At 47.2% G+C, this 16,486-nt stretch carries 17 protein-coding genes; 15 read left to right on the top strand and 2 right to left on the bottom strand.

The window, feature by feature from the left end:
* Positions 1 to 31 precede the first annotated feature (31 nt).
* The 9 genes from ACSIPU_RS24265 to ACSIPU_RS24225 all read left to right on the top strand — a co-directional run bounded on the left by ACSIPU_RS24265 (position 32) and on the right by ACSIPU_RS24225 (position 6,720).
* Positions 32 to 289 (top strand): hypothetical protein, encoded by a 258-nt coding sequence (locus ACSIPU_RS24265; protein ID WP_001290639.1) that lies wholly within the window; start codon positions 32 to 34, stop codon positions 287 to 289.
* Between the two features lie 155 nt (positions 290 to 444).
* Complete coding sequence (locus ACSIPU_RS24260; protein WP_000833775.1) at positions 445 to 1,053, top strand: hypothetical protein; 609 nt, start codon at positions 445 to 447, stop codon at positions 1,051 to 1,053.
* A 170-nt stretch (positions 1,054 to 1,223) separates the two neighbouring features.
* Positions 1,224 to 2,474, top strand: coding sequence for a site-specific DNA-methyltransferase (locus ACSIPU_RS24255; RefSeq protein ID WP_000104394.1), 1,251 nt, complete (start codon positions 1,224 to 1,226; stop codon positions 2,472 to 2,474).
* 294 nt (positions 2,475 to 2,768) lie between these two features.
* Positions 2,769 to 3,089 carry a hypothetical protein gene (locus ACSIPU_RS24250; RefSeq protein ID WP_000834113.1) on the top strand — a complete coding sequence of 107 codons (321 nt, stop codon included), beginning with the start codon at positions 2,769 to 2,771 and terminating at the stop codon, positions 3,087 to 3,089.
* A 242-nt stretch (positions 3,090 to 3,331) separates the two neighbouring features.
* Positions 3,332 to 3,658 (top strand): hypothetical protein, encoded by a 327-nt coding sequence (locus ACSIPU_RS24245; RefSeq protein WP_000556023.1) that lies wholly within the window; start codon positions 3,332 to 3,334, stop codon positions 3,656 to 3,658.
* A gap of 65 nt (positions 3,659 to 3,723) precedes the next feature.
* Positions 3,724 to 3,981 carry a hypothetical protein gene (locus ACSIPU_RS24240; protein ID WP_001052325.1) on the top strand — a complete coding sequence of 86 codons (258 nt, stop codon included), beginning with the start codon at positions 3,724 to 3,726 and terminating at the stop codon, positions 3,979 to 3,981.
* Between the two features lie 229 nt (positions 3,982 to 4,210).
* A complete protein-coding gene (locus tag ACSIPU_RS24235; protein WP_000774871.1) occupies positions 4,211 to 5,002 on the top strand; it encodes a hypothetical protein in 792 nt (263 codons plus the stop codon).
* 50 nt (positions 5,003 to 5,052) lie between these two features.
* Complete coding sequence (locus tag ACSIPU_RS24230) at positions 5,053 to 5,502, top strand: hypothetical protein (RefSeq protein WP_000182312.1); 450 nt, start codon at positions 5,053 to 5,055, stop codon at positions 5,500 to 5,502.
* 165 nt (positions 5,503 to 5,667) lie between these two features.
* Complete coding sequence (locus ACSIPU_RS24225; protein ID WP_012477420.1) at positions 5,668 to 6,720, top strand: phosphoadenosine phosphosulfate reductase domain-containing protein; 1,053 nt, start codon at positions 5,668 to 5,670, stop codon at positions 6,718 to 6,720.
* A gap of 27 nt (positions 6,721 to 6,747) precedes the next feature.
* Here the strand turns inward: ACSIPU_RS24225 and ACSIPU_RS24220 are convergent, their stop codons facing one another.
* A complete protein-coding gene (locus tag ACSIPU_RS24220) occupies positions 6,748 to 7,383 on the bottom strand; it encodes a hypothetical protein (protein WP_012477419.1) in 636 nt (211 codons plus the stop codon).
* A 613-nt stretch (positions 7,384 to 7,996) separates the two neighbouring features.
* Here ACSIPU_RS24220 and ACSIPU_RS24215 point away from each other — a divergent pair.
* Genes ACSIPU_RS24215 through ACSIPU_RS24200 form a run of 4 tightly spaced genes read left to right on the top strand, consistent with a single transcriptional unit; the run spans position 7,997 to position 13,534 of the window.
* A complete protein-coding gene (locus ACSIPU_RS24215; RefSeq protein ID WP_007897923.1) occupies positions 7,997 to 9,244 on the top strand; it encodes a tyrosine-type recombinase/integrase in 1,248 nt (415 codons plus the stop codon).
* Complete coding sequence (locus tag ACSIPU_RS24210) at positions 9,231 to 10,997, top strand: hypothetical protein (protein WP_007897920.1); 1,767 nt, start codon at positions 9,231 to 9,233, stop codon at positions 10,995 to 10,997. Before ACSIPU_RS24215 ends, ACSIPU_RS24210 begins: the two co-directional genes overlap by 14 nt.
* A complete protein-coding gene (locus ACSIPU_RS24205) occupies positions 10,985 to 13,102 on the top strand; it encodes a hypothetical protein (RefSeq protein ID WP_017384059.1) in 2,118 nt (705 codons plus the stop codon). Before ACSIPU_RS24210 ends, ACSIPU_RS24205 begins: the two co-directional genes overlap by 13 nt.
* 3 nt (positions 13,103 to 13,105) lie before the next feature.
* Positions 13,106 to 13,534: a hypothetical protein gene (locus tag ACSIPU_RS24200; protein WP_017384060.1), complete on the top strand. Its 429-nt coding sequence runs from the start codon at positions 13,106 to 13,108 to the stop codon at positions 13,532 to 13,534.
* Positions 13,535 to 13,579: 45 nt separating this feature from the next.
* Here the strand turns inward: ACSIPU_RS24200 and ACSIPU_RS24195 are convergent.
* A protein-coding gene (locus tag ACSIPU_RS24195) for an IS3 family transposase (protein WP_119528883.1) occupies positions 13,580 to 14,727 on the bottom strand; the annotation gives its coding sequence in 2 pieces (ribosomal slippage) (positions 13,580 to 14,490 and positions 14,490 to 14,727; 1,149 coding nt in all).
* A 371-nt stretch (positions 14,728 to 15,098) separates the two neighbouring features.
* Between ACSIPU_RS24195 and ACSIPU_RS24190 the strand changes: the two genes are divergently transcribed.
* Positions 15,099 to 16,232: a glutathione-independent formaldehyde dehydrogenase gene (locus tag ACSIPU_RS24190; RefSeq protein ID WP_017384068.1), complete on the top strand. Its 1,134-nt coding sequence runs from the start codon at positions 15,099 to 15,101 to the stop codon at positions 16,230 to 16,232.
* A gap of 165 nt (positions 16,233 to 16,397) precedes the next feature.
* Positions 16,398 to 16,486: IS1 family transposase (locus ACSIPU_RS24185; RefSeq protein ID WP_001515738.1), on the top strand; the 89-nt coding region annotated here is incomplete at its 3' end.

Genomic DNA, 16,486 nt, shown 5'->3' with positions numbered 1-16,486 from the left:
AAATTAACCTCAAACTGTGCTGGAGGCACAAATGTCTGAAAAACACTTTATCGTTAAAATCCAGAACCGAAACGGCGACCATGAGAATAGCTATGTTCGGTTACTCGTCAGCGATTGTGAGAAAAATGCTTGCCAGACGGCACTCATTTCAGAGTGCCATGGCGAGCTTGAACAGCTGAGTTTTGAAGACGGTGGGGTTTACGACTACAACGGCGAAAATCACTACAGTGTCAGGAGCTGCGTGGAGGTTGCTCCAGAAGACGTTGCAACTTTGCAACGCTTCCTTTAACACCTGCGACATTTGATTAAATATCGGGCGTCCGCTACAGGATGCCCGTGATTTAAACGATTCCTCAAAGATCGCTGTCACTCCTGATAACTGTATTAAGAGCAGGTTTGTGATAGGTTCAGCGTAACAACATTACTGGAATTTTGGTTGCCTTGATGAAGAGCTGCTTTTCTGATTTACCCGTTAAAGACGGCACGTCCGGAACCTGGAAACTGGACACATTCGAAATTACCGCAGATAAGGCGATGAGCCTCGCCCTTCGTGCCGAGTATACAGGTAATACAGACGAGTTTATCCCGCCCGGTAGATATCGGCGTTTGTCCAACGGCTGGGATGTGGTGATGTCCAATACCCCGATGGAGATCAGAACCTGCCAGGATTTTTTAGAGCGAGCCACCGGGCGCGTGCTCATTAATGGTCTTGGTCTGGGGATGGTGCTTCACGCCATTCTTCAAAAAGAAGATGTAACCCATGTAACAGTAATTGAAAAAGAACAGGACGTTATTAACCTCGTTGCGGCCTCGTTTGCAAACGATCCTCGCGTTGAAATTATCCATGCTGATGCAATGATGTATTGCCCACCAGCAGGCGTCACGTACAACGCATGCTGGCACGACATATGGCCAGACTTCGCAACAGCTAACCTCTCACAGATGGATAAGCTGGAAATTAAGTACCGGGACATCTGTGAATGGCAGGGCTCGTGGGGCAGGGAGGAGTGTGAGCAAAAGCACATTGAGTTTCAAAATCTTGGGGCTGATTGAGTACAACTTTTGAAGGTGTCTCCGCTAAAGAAGACTGGGTCTCTTTGCGCATGCCCAGCTGTGCTGCATGACCTGACAAAGCCTATAAATAAACAGATCGGTTTGATTTAGTAATCCCCCTTCCAACCATCAGGCCGATATTTAAACTGCATCTCCATTAAGGATGGCTGATGAGCACGATTTCTACGGATTTAATTGCACGGATCTACGCAGCCTCCGAATTGCCGTTGAGCAACGACGAGCTTTATCGCGAAGTGCAGCGTGAAACTGGCATGTCGGATGCCGAATTGCACGAACTGAAAGAATTTGGGTCAGATAAAACCAGAACCAGCGGCGTCAAACACAAAGTACGCTGGTTTCAGCAGACTCTTCGGCAGGCCGGAGTCATCGAACGCGTTCCAGAAAAACGGGGCGTCTGGAGATACTCCTCTAAGACGAAAACAAACCTACACGAGTCATGGGAAAAGCTCTGTGTTGTCGGTTTCTCAACTTCTCTTGGGGCATCGGTTTTTGGAAACGCCTATGCCTTCTTCAGCAATATCACAGAGCAAATTCATCTTTGCCTGACCTCGCCGCCTTACCTCCTTCGAAATTCAAGAGACTACGGGCATGGCGGGGGGCGTGGCGAGCAGGTTTATATTGACTGGCTTCTGCGTATCCTCGAACCGATCGTGAAACAGCTTGTACCCGGCGCAAGTGTGGCATTGAATATCACTCAAGATAGCTTTAATAGGGGCAGGCCTTCACGTTCTCTGTATCTGGAGCGTCTGACACTGGCATTATGTGACAAGCTGGGGCTTGAGCTCATGGACAGGCTTCAGTGGGTGAATCGCAGTAAGCCCCCATCGCCAACGCACTGGGCATGTAAGCAACGAGTGCAGCTCTGCTCATCGTATGAGCCTGTGCTGTGGTTTACCAATGATGCGAGTAAGGTTCGTTCAAACAACTTACGTGTACTGCAACCGCATTCAGAGCAGCATCTTAAATTGCAGGCAGCAGGCGGTGAAAATCGCACGACCTTTTATGGTGATGGGGCGTACCAGCTTAAAAGCGGATCCTTTGGAAATAAAACAGAAGGAACGATCCCCAAAAATACTTTGTTTTACGGCAATAGCTGCGCTGATACGAGATTTTGCCATTCCATTGCCCGCGAGCTAGGTTTTCCGCTGCATGGTGCAACGTCTCCTACCAGGCTTGCAGCGTTTCTGATTGAGTTTTTGACAGAGCCGGGAGATGTTGTTGTAGATCCCTTCGCTGGCCTGCATAAAGTTCCCATCGCAGCCGAGCGACTTGGCAGACGTTGGCTGGCGACGGACAAAATCATGGAATGGCTGGCGATTTCCCGAAACCTTTTTACGGCCGCACCGGGATATAAGAGTAACCCCATGCTGGACGAGCTCGCCGAACTGTATCGGGCTTAATGCAAGTTAACGGTTTTGATAAAGTGGTTTGAAGCGACAAGCGGTTTATTCATTTTGCATTGTTTCTACCATAAAATGACAATATTAACGGCTTAGCATACGCCGCAGAGATAATTAGGGTGCCATTCATTTCCGGTTGTCTGTATTAACGAGTGTATTCAATATTCACTTGTTTCTCCGATATAGACCCAACAAAAAAAACTGATGGTTGTGATACAGAACTTGTTGAATTAACATCCGGTACATTAACTATATTGGTAATTTAGACGGTTTCTAAATTAAAGGTGGACAGATATGAAGTCAGATACAGAAATGGTTTCTCCTATCGAGTTGCACATTGGCGATCATGTCCAGCGGCATGGTGCTTTATTTGAGGTTATGCATATTGTTGAATCCGAATGCGATATTCCCGGCGGCATCCGGGTAGCAGCATGCATTTCACGGGTTATCGGTGACGTTACGGGCAATATTCCTCGTGGTTGGCTGGAAACACCGAAGCGTATGGCTGAGCGAGGAGTTAAGTGGGCGACGAGTCTGCCTGAGGGGCTTTACTTTAACATCCAGGGGAACGCACATGCGAAAGTAAGCCGGGTTATTCGTAATGTGACTAATTGAAACTTTTTTCTGAATTGCGGTGTAAAAGTTACTTTTCACCGCATCGTTTTCCCTAACTACTAAATCAGAGCTTCTCTGAAATAAGCGGATTTAACCGCTAGCGATTTATTCAGGCCATTTTATTCTAATCATTATCCTACACTTCAAAAATATTCATTATTTTTTCTTCTGACCTATTAGCCAGAATTCTCGATTCGGTATCATTTACTTACGGTAAATCTTTTGAAAACGAGGTAAATGGCATGCATTCTCAGGATCCTATCACGAAATTAACCCAGACGTTGCAACGCGACGATGGTTCTCAGGTTCGTGTTGTAGCGCAGCGGGGATATGGAAGTGGGCTTACAGCCTCGCTTGATGTGTACGTTCTCCGTCGTGATTCCTCTGAAAGCAACTGGTCACTGTGCGGAAAAGATCCTCACCCAGAGTGGAGAAAGATGTCAGTAGATGAGTATCAGAAATTTGGACGCTCTGAAATGCTGCGTTATGCCACACCAGGTGAAATTCTCAGGGTGGCATCCGCTATTGGCCAGCCAATGAGCTTCCTCGATGGCAACCCTGCGTTTTAGCCCGAACCCTGGCGACGCCTTTTAAACCGGCGTCATTCTTTTTACGAGCAACAGACGGAGAAAAAATGAATCTGAACGAACGAAGCACGAGCGCAGCAACGCCAGATTTGAGCCGACTTTATCTCATTTCCGGGCGCATTATGTTTGATGATGATGATCAGGCCTACCTGGTCGAAGCCGACTCCCCTGGTGATGCAGAGGAGGCTTTCCGGCATCATATTGCTGACAGTGCCGACGACTTAGAAAAGGTGATTATAGTTTCCTCTACAAGTTTCGCTTCAGCTCACAGCAGTCGCGTAATTTGTCGGCCTGCCGTGAAGTAATTTCAACTTCCAATGATATTTCCCTCTTTATAAAAGCCGCCGTCTGGCGGTTTTTATTTGCAAAAATGAATATTAATCCTGAATGATATTAATTTAAGATGAGGTAGTGTTCATATTCTTCTTCTTAATATTTTTTCTAAAAAAACGCCTTCAGGTTATTAGTTGGTATTAGTGTATTTGTTATGATCTTCTCATCAAATACATTAATTAAATAATCAAGGAGTCAACTGTGGCAGATAATTATACTCAGGCGTCGTTTATTATTCCCTGCACTCAGGAGCAGGCAAAAATGGCACAAGAAGCAATCACATTCGTTACCGAAGCAGAAATTGCAGAAGGTGAGCGTTTGCTTGATAAGCCACTGACAGATTGTTCTCTGACTGAGAAGCTGATCCTCAGTATTATCGAGAACCACCCTGAGTATGACCCTTCTGAGCCGAGCTTTGGGCAACCATCCTGCCCAGACTGCAATTATGAACTGTTGTTCGCAACAGAAGTTACCAGCAGTGGGCTGGCAGTTTTTCATGGAGAGACCATTGATCTTGACCATGCAATTTGCCTCACAACTGCCGTGCTGTCGGTATTCGACCTCTCGGAAATGGTAACAATTACTGCTGCATTTACATGCAGTAAAAGCCGGACAGATGAATTTGGGGGTATGACTATTCTGGTCACAAAGGATACCCACTATTACCAGGATGGCTGTCAGTTTTCTCGTCTCATGAATGAGGCTCACAAAGCCGGTATCCAGTATGCTCTGTGTAAAGTGACGCATTACCACGGTGAGAGCAGCTATGTGGCAAGCTATGTCCTGAGCTGCGACGTAGCGGATTCAGCCCAGGAGGTCGTTAACAAACGACTGAAGGCATGTGCCGGAAAAGAGCCAGAAGACGGAATCTATATTCTGTGTGAAGAAGACAACACTAGTCTTTCGGTCGAACTCGTTACAGAACTGTCTCCGCTCGATTACGACAAGCTGAGCAAGCTTCTCCCTTCCCTTGACACCCTTTGCGGCGCTTAAGCCTGCCAATTACCGTAGCCACCGGTTTCCCCGGTGGCCTGGAGCCTGCCATGACCAATAAATTCATAGTTTCTACCGTTGATTGTATCAATGAATTTGCAAGTGACGTTCCGCAGAGTGTTTCCTTACGGATAGATACAATGCTTGAACAGCGTATCCGCAAATTGGCGGCATACGTGAAAGAAAACGATCTTCATTTAACTGAGTTTTACTTCTATGACGCTAACTGGTCATTTTGTGGTGAAGATGAAATTCAAGAAATAAAAGACATGGATGAATATAAGCATAGCGACAGCATAAAGCAGGAAGCGATGCTGCGGGAAGTAATGCCATCAGCACGTACGGAATGCCCGGTTATTAGGGTGATGAAAGATTCATTTCAGCTTTCAGCTCTACCACGCCATTGTGGTGATGACATGACTCTTAACACTCCTTTTATTCCGCTGTCTGAGTTGAAAACAAATAATACGGCATTTATTACGCCGCCAACCTATAACTAATAGCTGTGCCGGGTGATTAAATTACAATGGATTATTTTTATATATATTGACATTAAATCCGCGTGATTTTGATTTAATATAATTTCGCTAAATGGTTGCGCTGTAGTTATTTTAAAGTTCTAATAATATCAGTGATGCAGCATATACCGTGGTTCAGGAAAATATATGTTTATTGAAAAAAGCGACTCATTCCTTGAATTATCCTCAGAAGTTATTTTTCCTGAGGCGGCTAATGCTGCCATTTTGAAACATGATAAATGGGCGGATGTTTGGGAGACCCTGACAACCGATGCCGATCTGAACTATACCGATGAAAAGGAGACTGTGAGTCTTTCTTCTCTGGTCATGTCAGCCACATCTGCTATTTATCAGGCTATTACGGACGGCTGGACAATGTGCGTGGGATACAGTGGCGGCAAAGACTCCCATTCTCTTCTGCACCTGTTTCTGATGGCATTGATCAGGGCAGTACGTAACGGCACAAATATCAGCGAACATCATTTCATTCAGATGTCCGATACGCTGATCGAAAACCCTGAGATGCACTATCAGGCTTCACAGGTTCTCAACCAGCTCAGAATGTTCATTGCTGAACACCAGCTACCGGTCACAGTCCTTGTCGCCCGACCGTCTCTTACGCAGAGCTGGGTCGGCCGCATTCTGACTGGGCGCGGACTTCCGACCTGGACTAATTCTTCTACCCGACAGTGCTCAACCGACTACAAAATCGCGCCCCTGCGCCAGGCCAAAGCTCGTTACCTGAAAAACGCCCCGGCATCCGTTCGAAGCAGGGTATGCCTGATGCTGGGCTCCAGGGATGATGAAAGTGCCCGAAGGGCCGGAAATATCCTCAAAATGGGAGGGCAGGCGAGGAAAGTAACCCTGACTGAGCACGGTGGTGAACTCTATCCGGTAAAGGAGTGGCGCACTCAGGACATCTGGTCTTTTCTGATGGCCTGTGGTTCCGAATCACGCTTCCCTTTACCAAGCTTTATGCCGGATAACTTCAGCCTGGCAACGCTTTATAAAGACGCCACCGGGGAGTGTATCTGGTCGCCGGAGAAACCCACTCGAACATCAGCTTGTGGGGCTCGATATGGGTGCTCGCTTACTCTTGTTTTTATGTATTTAGAGTTAAACTCTACTTTTCTATTTTTAGAATTCAAGCTATTCATCGTAATTGAGAGATATCCTTTTAATGTTCAGCAAGCCTGTTAAAAGCACTTTATCTGAACCGCGTTTTGCCTAAATCCTGCTCAATATATACTCTCCCTGAGTTCTGAAATCCTCAAATTCCCCAATCTTAAAGCATTGATACATAGATGATGTCAGATAATGCGCAATCATCTCACCGCCAATATGGATCCGTTCCGGGTGTGGGTATGTCGCCTGTATAGCCCTTTGTTCATTCATCATTACAGGAATTGTCTGCAACAAATCCCCATCCAAGATTTGGCACTCAGGTTTTACTCCTGTTCCGTATTGTAATTGCTCTGATTCGAAATCATGGACTGAGCGATAGGCGAACGAAACGATATTTCCTGTTTCCTCGCAAATTGCGAACTGATAAACACTGGTTGTCACCGTTGAAGAAGAGGGAATTGCATGGTCATGCTTGTATTGTTTCCACAGCCTCCTTAGACAGGCCGATGTATGATAATTGAGATTTTGTATACCTGATACGACCATTCTGGTTGATGCTTCAAGCAACCAGGTGTTAGAAAATCCACCTGCCCCCGTTCCTGCTATGATGGTTCTTAGCTGGGGGATGTAACCTGCTTTGGAAACAAAAGATAACGGCTCCCCATTATCGGTGACGGCAAGGGTATCTGTTACAATCAGTGCTTGTGCTTCGTCTGTATAAAATATCAGTGATGACATATTTTCCTCATCCAGAAAAGACATTACATGAATCACAGAACAGGTCACTACAACCACGTGAAAGGGAGTCAGACCATTTTCCAGAGGTAAATATATTCTTGTGTTTGGACGCGTTGCGGTTCTCTGTAAAAAATATATAGCACAAACAAAAGTCCCCGCAGGGATAAATATAGTTATATGCGCTTTTTCTGCTGGCTTTTACAATTGAAAGTGACAGGTAAACGAAATGTGTTACAGGTTTCTTTTGCTTTTCGTTGGGTTCTGTATATGCGAATTTACCCTGTGTGTTATTTTTGCAATGGACTCAGGCTGTATTCAATCAATTAAGGTTTACTTCTGGCATTAAGATGTATCCGTTGCCTGTTTTTTAAGGGCACGGTTTGTGCCGGGAAATGAAAATCACATCTTAAGTTCTTCACTCAAAGGATTTGTGATGTTTATCACGTATGGTCCGGGTAACGTGTTGAGGTCAATGTATTGCATCGTGATGGTGTCGTTACATCTTTTACTTTCCTCCTGATTTGCATATTCACTCCCGGCAACCTGGTTGTTTGTTTTTTCTTCTTCCGGATTTATAGTGTAGGCATGAGGTGGCGTTTCAGGGCGACAGACTGTGAGGATAATCACTAACATTCATGCGCGTTATGGGCGTGTCAGCAAACTGGATGCAACAGAGCCGAAACTGAAATTTGAACCCGGATTTCTGTATGCTGAAATACCTTATATTAGCGGCATCCAGAATCGAAAACTGAGCCGATATGTACACTTTTATCTTATGGATAAAGCTATCCTGCAGGCCAGGGATTTAAAGCCTTTAGCCCGGGCATTTTTACGCTGGATAAGGTGGCTGGAGGATAACGGACTTGACCCTTTCACCCCGGGAACGTTGAAATACCAAAGCCCTACATATGGCTTCAGGGAGTATCTTCTGGGGGCCGTAAGGCAGGGGCGCATCGCCTCATCCACCGCGGCGGTGTACATCAGCGTTATCCGACGGTTTTACGTATTTCTGGGCAAGTGTGGTGAGCTGGCTGCCAGCTCATTTTTTACGTTGGTCGAAAAAGTCGTTGACGGGCGACGCAAGGTGATAAGTTCGGATCTTGCCATCAGGATAACCAGCACAACAAAAAGGACAATCAACCCACTGAATGATGCAGAGGTTCATATCCTGGATGAGGCACTGAAATCTGAGTCCGGGTTGTTCAGTTTAATGATTGTGCTGATGAAAAATTGTGGGCTACGGCTGGATGAAATGCTGACCCTGCCGTCGTCACTCTTTACTGAAGAGTACCTTGCCAGTGTCCCTGTATCTGAGTTGACCATCAGGGGGCTTCATATTGGTCCGAGATGCGGAGTTCATACGAAGTTTGGGATGACGCGAGAACTCTTCATCACCAGACGATTGTACGAGCAGGTTCTGGATTATCTGGCGGATGAGGAGTATGAAAAGAAGATCCAAAAATGGCGTGCACGACAGGGTGGGGAAGGGCGGCACGAGCCTTTATTTTTAATGGCAAACGGGAAACGGATGTCTGAAAAAGCCTTTTACTCCCGCTGGTACAGTTTTCGCCATCGCCTGGCCCGGTCTGCTCCGGGAAATGTGTTCAGACATAAACCCCATGATTTGCGGGCAACGTTTGCGACCCATTTTTTACGCTCGGCACTGAGTTGCTATCCCGATCAGGCCGCAAATGCGCTGGGTACAGTAAAATACTGGATGGGCCATAAAAGCGAAAATACGACGATGAAATACATCGTCTTTCTTCAGCAAAACCAGATTTCTGATGCAGTCGCCGGGGTCATGGACGCATTGATTGACGGTGCTGCAGGTCGCGATGGAGCCATATATGAGCCGGAGTGAAACGCAGATAACGTGGATGGCCGAAAATGTGCTGTCATGGGAGACGGTCAGCGGACACATCACTCAGCGGGATCTGAACCGATATTATTTACTTGACGTTTATCTTCAGGCTCATTTTTCAGATTATGTGTTGCTCCCCGGATGGTTTAGTGAACATTCGCATCTTGCCCGCCCTGAAAAACGCGATTTTATTGCCTCTCTGAAACGATTTCTTCTGTCTTACCGTCCCGCCGGAAGGTTAACCATTTTCCGTTATCTCAATATGTTTTTTATATGGCAGTCAGTCAATCAGTATGACTATGGCACGGCTGAAGGCGTTGAAATGTATATTAAACATCTCATGAACGATATTCGTCGGCGAAAAATTTCAGTCAGGATGGCAAGACACTACTTGTCCGTGGTCAACCGGTTTTTGCTTACGGGCGGGCAGATTCAGAGGCGGTATGAATATGAATTCTTACCGAAAGGAACGTATCAGCAGCAGGGAAGGGATAGCTATACCAGGAATGAACTTTCCGAGATCCTGAGGCAGTTGTCATCCATGAATGAGTTCCTTGCGGGATGTATCCGGGAGCATATCGCTAAATCGGAAAAAGGGGTGCGGCATTTCTCACCGTCTTTGCTGGCACCTGTTTATGAAGCGTATTTCCGGTATCCGGGAGAGAACGGGGTCAGCAGGGCAGAGATCATCATCAGGGACGTTCTGGAAAATTACTTTCTTACTTCTTTTTTTCTGTTCTGTTACCACACATGGGGAAACACCTCTCAGGTTCTGGGTCTGACGCGGGATGATATACATCTGGATGAAAAGGGTATCAGCACTGATTATGTTTATAAGGGGAGAGCGAATAAGTATATACGTCTGACGATAGGTAAATCGGAGTATGTGACCAAACGTGCGGGCTATTACTGGTTTCTGTCTTTTATCAGGCTCAGGGACGACATCGTTAACTATCTGGTTTCCGCAGATAACTTCCCTCCGGTACAGGCGCTGTTTCTGAGTGAGCCGCAGGTGAAATTCCGTAAGCTTTATTCTCTTAATCCCAGTCATCTGACTAAATTTTCTAACTCTGAGGGGGCGTGGGCCACGATGCGGCAGCTTAATCCCTCGCTTCCATCAATTACCGTTTCTGGCTTGCGCAAAACGTCTGAGCAGTATACGGACAGAACATTAAAGAATGGTCTGATTACGGCGGAAAAAGCACAGCATAACTGGGGCACTTACAGGCGGAATTATGCTGCAGGTAACCCACAGGGGGCGAAGGAAAACTTCAGTGCTGCACTTGATACGCTTATGAATCAGGGGATTGCGACACGTGCGTTATCCGAGCGGGTAAAAGTTGCTGATGAGCTGGGGATCGATCTGCGTGGAAGCGATGAGGGTGTGGATCTTTTATTGAATGGCCTGGGATGTCGATCGCAGGAGCCGCCTACAGATATTGAATTGCGCTTTATAAAAAAGCAAAAACGATTTGGCCGGACACCAAAGGCTTGTGCGGATTTTTCTCATTGTGTCGAATGTTCAAAAAGTTGCGTTGTGGAAACGCTGGAGTCTGTATGGCTCCTGCTGTCATTCAGGCATGCTATCGAGTATGGAAAACCGTTGTACATCGGTTCGGTCAATGCTGTGGAGCGTTATGAAACGTTACTCCTGAAGATTGATTTACGGCTTGGGCTGGTAGATGAGGCGACCCTGAAAAAAGCGCGCGTTAAACTTCAGCGAGAAGGTGTGGCTCCGGTATGGCAGATTTGAAGAAAAAAGAGGTAAGCCGTAGTCGAATGGCGGAGTTTCCTGCCGGAACGCCGCTTCGTTCAGGGGATGAGTTTCCGACTGAGGATATCATCTGTGAGGCACTAGAAAACAAAAGCTTTGAACGTCTGAATAACTGCCTGGTTATCGCCAGCTCAGATGAACATGATATGCGTTTTATCAATGAGGAGACGCTGAATATTTATTTCAGGGATGATGTCTGGACCAATCGCTATGTCAGAACCCATATTGGTGAAACGTTAAGAACCGTTAATTTTTCAGGCATACGGGATCCTGAACTGCGTCTTGAAGCCAAAATCATCTCAGCCAGCCTGCTCTGGATTGTCGGCAGGACCGCGAAGACGCAGTCACTGATCCGGAAATGTGCAAACATTGTGGCGGGAGCCCGTATTATTGAGTCTATGGGGTATCGCAGTCTGTTTCAGCTTCGTTTTCCGCTTGTCCGGAATGCTTTCATTGTAAAGATGAAGGAGGAGGATGAGCACGGCAGGAAGCGTTCTGAAAGAACATTACGTAATTACTTTATGGACCTGGCGGATATCTCGCTGACAGGTCATACCCGTCTTCGAAAATACGGTTACTTTCCTGATATTAGCTTCGACAGTTACAACAGTGTGGATGATTCAAACCAGACATATTGTATGCCTTTCAGTCTTATGATGTCTGTCTGGGAAGGGCTGATTACTGAACTGGATGCTGAAATCAGTGATTTCGATTTTGACGGGTTTTCCCGGCTGTGCGCTATCATAAACGGTTTTTATGATTCGCCTTACTATACGTCGATGCTGGAAGCCCGTAAAAGAGGGACAGCAAAAAGCATACCGGATTACCGGGCCGCGTATTACTACAATATTGTTGCCGGGGAAATTCGGGCGCTTTTCGCGACACTTGGCCCCGGGATGCAGGGCTGGTTCTCGGTACATAAAAATAAGCGCTGGAGATCTGATTTTATTGGCGTTGATCACATAAAGCTGAACACCTGGCATTTTGAGCTGACGTTAAAAGTCATGAATGTGATACAGGCCATGTCGGGGATGAGACACAGCGAAGTGCTTGGCGTGATGCACGGTTCACTGATTTATGATGGTGATATCCTGGGACTTCGTTCGGTGTTGCATAAGTTCGCCCCGGAAGGTGGAAGTCACGAAGACTGGGTTGTTTGTCGCTATGTGGAAAAGCCTTTTCAGCATTTACGCAGAATTAATCAAATCATGACAGGCCTGGACGGGAAGACGCTGGACAATGTTCCATTGTCTTTAAATATCAGGTCGTGGTTCTCGGAGCAAAAACTCTCTTTTATGGGGACGCAGCGCCAGACTGAGTGGGCAAAGAAATTTGTGAAAAGACACCATCTGTTCATCCGACGTGACCATATTGATGAGTTCAGGCTTTTAAATCCAAACATACGTGATGATGAACGCGTTGCGATGGAGATTCGGGAGGGGGCTTTCTGGCCATTGCGAACCCATCAGTTTCGCCGTTCACTTGCTGTACACCTCAGGCGTCTTGATCTGATTTCTACTAATGATCTTATCCGGCAGTTTAAGCACTTAATCAGAGGCATGACGGAGTGGTATATGTCCGGTGCACTCAACGCTTCGCATTTTAGCCGGGCGATCCCTCAGGCATTCGCTGCCGAGATTGAAAGGGTTGATACCGAACTCTCAGCTTCCAGGGCTGTTTCTTATCAGCATGAAGGCCTGCTTTATGGCGAAGGCGGGAAGTTACTGATGTCCCAGAGAGGTGGGCACTTACATCAGATGACGTTTCCTACACTGAAAAAAGCGATGAGCATGGCTAAACGAGGCGGGCAAAAACTGGTATCTCTTGGAAACGGTTTTTATTGCATGAATGGCCATGACTGCGAGTTTAAGGCGGTTGTTCAGTCAGCGTCCTGCAATCCGGGATGTGAGAACATGCTGGCCGGAGCTGATTCTGTTCCCGTGTGGAAACGCAGGATGGCTCATTATGACAACCTTCTGGAGATTGCCGTGCGAAATAATGCTCCTCAGGCTGACAGGGATTTTCTGATGCTTGAGAGAGATTTTTATGCAGATGCTGTCCGCTTTTTTGAAAAGGATGAATAGAGCATGACGAACGAACAGTCGGGGGTTAAAAAAACACAGGCAAGAGCAGAGCAGGCCCTGAGGGAACTGATGTTATCAGGGGAGCGTATCAGCCAGTATGCTGTGGAAAAACGAGCGGGGCTGGCAAACGGCACCCTGAATTATAACTGTCCTGAGTACAGGCAGGTCAGGGAGGCTATCCGCAGTCTGAAAAAAACGTGCCAGGGCACCGCGCCGGTTGATGAGCAGGGCATTGAGCAGCAGATCAAGCTGAAAGAAAAGTATCGCCGTCAGAGAAATGAGCTGAGGGAAGAAATCAAAAAGATGATGGCTGAAAATGTAGAGCTGTTACATAACCTTATACTTTTACAGCAGTATGTCAGGGAGCTTGAACGCAACACCGGGAGGGAGAAAGGGGACGTCATTCCGTTCTCGGGTGGTGTCAGGGACTGAGGCTATACTGAACGGAAGGACGCGAGGTGAATCGCCACGGATAATCTAGACACTTCCGAGCCGTTGATAATACTGGTTTTCATATTCTGCCGGTGACATTTGATCGCTAGAACCATGCCGACGCTTACTGTTATAAAACATTTCGATGTAATCAAAAATATCGCTGCGGGCTTCTTCCCGCGTTCCGTAGATCTTTTTCTTTATCCGCTCACGCTTCAGCAACTGGAAAAAGCTTTCTGCAACCGCATTATCATGGCAGTTACCGCGACGGCTCATACTGCCCTCCAGGCCGTGTGATTTCAGGAAAGACTGCCACTCATGGCTTGTGTACTGACTGCCCTGATCCGAGTGAACCAGCACCTGTTTTTGGGGATTACGCCGCCATACGGCCATCAGCAATGCATTCAGGACAATGTCCTTTGTCATCCGGGGTTGCATTGACCACCCGATAATTTTACGTGAGAACAGATCGACAACCACGGCAAGATACAGCCAGCCTTCGTGGGTTCTGATGTAGGTTATATCCGTTACCCAACGCTCATCCGGAGTATCCGGATTGAACTGTCGCTGGAGCCTGTTGGGCGACACTATACTGGCCTCGCCTTTACGTGGCCGCGGGCTTCGGTATCCAACCTGAGCCTTTATTCCGGCACATTTCATCAGTCGCCAGACTCTGTTAACTCCGCACTGTTGTCCGGTATCCCGCAGATCCAGATGGATCTTGCGATAACCATAGACGCATCCCGACTCCAGCCAGAACTGTTTAATCTGTCCTGTCAGTCTCAGGTCTGTCTGATGACGTTGTGAATGCGGCTGCTGAAGCCAGGCGTAAAAACCACTGGGATGAACATCCAGCACCCGACAGAGCAGGCGAACAGGCCAGCAACAGATGTTGTCACGGATGAAGGCGTACCTCAGTCGGACAGCTTTGCGAAGTACGCCGCGGCTTTTTTTAATATATCCCGTTCGTCAGTAACCCGCTTCAGCTCTTTCTGGAGACGGCGGATCTCGGCCTGAGCATCTGACTGTTCTTTATTAGTGGAAGAATCCGGACCGTATTTCTTTATCCAGGCGTAAAGGCTGTGGGTGGTGATATCGAGACGTGTTGCAACGCTGGAAACAGAATAACCACGATCAACAACCTGTTTGACTGCTTCAATTTTAAACTCTTCGGGATAACGTTTACCGCTCATGGGCACCTCTCTTTTAAGTCATCTTAAATGACTCTGAGGTGTCTGTTAAACCCGTGGCGATTCACCTAATTCACCTATGTCTACTTCTGGCACAATGCAGAAATGAGATAGATTTACTTTATCCGCTTCTCGCTCAAAGCTGTCCGTAATCCCCTGCCTGCTTAAAAAAACCGGATTAACGTGTGATGTTTTTACGTTTTCCAGGCAGCCTTCATCGGTAAGTACCTGTCTTACAGACTTCAATGCACTTAGTTAAGAAACATCCTAATCGTCCTTTCGCCGATCGCGAGATCTGTTATGGCAGCTAAACTCGATTGATACCCCAATCCGCCGGGCAGCATTTCCTTTCCGCACGCAAGAAGGAGAAGATCATGAAAGCAGTAATTTACAACGGTCCTTATGATGTAAAAGTAAAAGACGTACCGGATGCGAAAATTGTCCGCCCCACGGATGTACTCGTCCGCATCACCACCACCAACATTTGTGGGTCGGACTTGCACATGTATGAGGGCCGGACCAGCTTTGAACAGGGACGGATTCTGGGTCACGAAAACCTGGGTGAAGTGGTCGAAATTGGCTCAGGCGTTGAACGTATTAAGGTGGGCGACTATGTTTGTCTGCCGTTTAACGTGGGATGTGGTTTTTGCGAAAACTGTGAAAAAGGTCTGACCGGCTTTTGTCTCACTACCAATCCGGGTTCGGCAGGCGCAGCTTATGGTTTTGCTGAAATGGGTCCCTGGGAGGGGGGGCAGGCGGAACTGCTTCGGGTGCCATTTGCCGACTTTAACTGCCTTGTTCTTCCCCCTGATGCGGCAGAAAAAGAAGATGATTATGTGATGCTCTCTGACATTTTTCCTACCGGCTGGCATGCAACAGAACTTGCCGGATTGAAGCCTGGTGAAAGCGTGGCCATTTATGGCGCGGGGCCGGTCGGTTTGATGGCAGCTCATTCGGCGATCATTAAAGGTGCTTCACAGGTGTTTGTGGTTGATACGCACACAGACCGGTTGGCTCTGGCTGAAAAAATGGGGGCGACGGGCATCAATGCTACTGGCGATGAAGCTGTACAAAAAATTCTCGACCTGACGGATGGACGCGGTACGGATTGTGGCTGCGAATGTGTTGGCTATCAGTGCTGTAACAAACATGGCCATGAAGATAACTCTGTCACCATGAACAGTCTTGTTGCGTCGACGAAAGCAACCGGGGGAATTGGTGTGGTTGGCGTCTTTATTCCTCAGGATCCGGGGGCTGAATCGGAGCTTGCCAGAGAGGGTAAGATGCCATTTGATTTTGGGAGTTTCTGGTTTAAAGGACAGGCAATCCGTACCGGCCAGGCGAACGTTAAGGCCTATAACCGTCAGCTGTCTCGCCTCATCCATCACGATAAAGCCAGTCCGGGCAAAATAATTTCTCATCGTCTTTCGCTTGAAGAGGCTCCTGCCGGATATAAGCACTTCGATGAGCGGGATGAAGGATGGACGAAGGTTATCCTTAAGCCTTAAATAGAGTTATCCGGTATGAGAAAGCAAAAACCGGGAAAGAATGTATGACTTTTGACAGGGTGCAATAAAATATCCTGTCAGGGCGTTATTATTCATACTTTCAGCTGCCAGGTGATGCTGCCAACTTACTGATTTAGTGTATGATGGTGTTTTTGAGGTGCTCCAGTGGCTTCTGTTTCTATCAGCTGTCCCTCCTGTTCAGCTACTGACGGGGTGGTGCGTAACGGCAAAAGCACCGCCGGACATCAGCGCTA

It is taken from the genome of Klebsiella sp. HN106 (genome assembly GCF_051209435.1).
GTDB lineage: Bacteria > Pseudomonadota > Gammaproteobacteria > Enterobacterales > Enterobacteriaceae > Klebsiella > Klebsiella oxytoca.
This window is presented reverse-complemented; position numbering and strand designations above follow the sequence as displayed.

Coding starts and splice junctions, on each gene's coding strand:
- ACSIPU_RS24265 (WP_001290639.1), top strand. CDS start 32: ATGTCTGAAAAACACTTTATCGTTAAAATCCAGAACCGAAACGGCGAC.
- ACSIPU_RS24260 (WP_000833775.1), top strand. CDS start 445: ATGAAGAGCTGCTTTTCTGATTTACCCGTTAAAGACGGCACGTCCGGA.
- ACSIPU_RS24255 (WP_000104394.1), top strand. CDS start 1,224: ATGAGCACGATTTCTACGGATTTAATTGCACGGATCTACGCAGCCTCC.
- ACSIPU_RS24250 (WP_000834113.1), top strand. CDS start 2,769: ATGAAGTCAGATACAGAAATGGTTTCTCCTATCGAGTTGCACATTGGC.
- ACSIPU_RS24245 (WP_000556023.1), top strand. CDS start 3,332: ATGCATTCTCAGGATCCTATCACGAAATTAACCCAGACGTTGCAACGC.
- ACSIPU_RS24240 (WP_001052325.1), top strand. CDS start 3,724: ATGAATCTGAACGAACGAAGCACGAGCGCAGCAACGCCAGATTTGAGC.
- ACSIPU_RS24230 (WP_000182312.1), top strand. CDS start 5,053: ATGACCAATAAATTCATAGTTTCTACCGTTGATTGTATCAATGAATTT.
- ACSIPU_RS24225 (WP_012477420.1), top strand. CDS start 5,668: ATGTTTATTGAAAAAAGCGACTCATTCCTTGAATTATCCTCAGAAGTT.
- ACSIPU_RS24220 (WP_012477419.1), bottom strand. CDS start 7,383: ATGTCATCACTGATATTTTATACAGACGAAGCACAAGCACTGATTGTA.
- ACSIPU_RS24210 (WP_007897920.1), top strand. CDS start 9,231: ATGAGCCGGAGTGAAACGCAGATAACGTGGATGGCCGAAAATGTGCTG.
- ACSIPU_RS24205 (WP_017384059.1), top strand. CDS start 10,985: ATGGCAGATTTGAAGAAAAAAGAGGTAAGCCGTAGTCGAATGGCGGAG.
- ACSIPU_RS24200 (WP_017384060.1), top strand. CDS start 13,106: ATGACGAACGAACAGTCGGGGGTTAAAAAAACACAGGCAAGAGCAGAG.
- ACSIPU_RS24190 (WP_017384068.1), top strand. CDS start 15,099: ATGAAAGCAGTAATTTACAACGGTCCTTATGATGTAAAAGTAAAAGAC.